We start from the raw sequence: 553 nt of genomic DNA, 5'->3' as shown, positions 1-553 counted from the left end.
GCAGTAGAAAACGCCTCCTTTATGCCCTGGCTGGTGGGTACCGCTCTGGTCCATACCTTGGCCTCCACTGAAAAACGGGGTGTATTTCGCAGCTGGACATTATTGCTGGCCATTATTGCTTTCTCGCTGAGTTTGCTGGGCACTTTTCTCGTTCGTTCTGGCGTACTGACGTCAGTCCATGCGTTTGCTGCGGATCCCACTCGTGGTGTCTTTATTCTCAGCTTTCTCGTTGTCGTGGTCGGAGGGTCGTTGTCCCTATATGCTCTGCGAGGGCCAGCAGTGAGGAGTGTTGCCAGTTTTTCAGGGCTGTCGCGGGAAATGTTCCTGCTGATTAATAATATTCTGCTGATCAGTATGATGGTTATCATTCTACTGGGGACACTCTACCCATTGATTGCCGATGTCATGGAGTGGGGAAAAATTTCAGTGGGTCCGCCTTACTTCAATTTGTTTTTTGTGCCATTAATGCTTCTGCTAGCGGTACTGATGGTCGTGGGCTCGGTGTTGCGTTGGAAGCGTAATACGATAGCCGACCTCAAACAGAACCTCAACA

At 50.1% G+C, this 553-nt stretch carries 1 protein-coding gene; it reads left to right on the top strand.

Annotated elements, in window-relative coordinates; genetic code table 11:
- Positions 1-553 (top strand): cytochrome c-type biogenesis CcmF C-terminal domain-containing protein (locus tag V7756_RS18905; RefSeq protein ID WP_335611751.1); only part of this gene is annotated, 553 nt, incomplete at both ends.

The organism is Halopseudomonas sp. (assembly GCF_036961105.1).
Taxonomy (GTDB): Bacteria; Pseudomonadota; Gammaproteobacteria; order Pseudomonadales; family Pseudomonadaceae; genus Halopseudomonas.
Note: the sequence above shows the minus strand (reverse complement) of the source record. Positions and strands in the feature narration are given on the sequence as shown.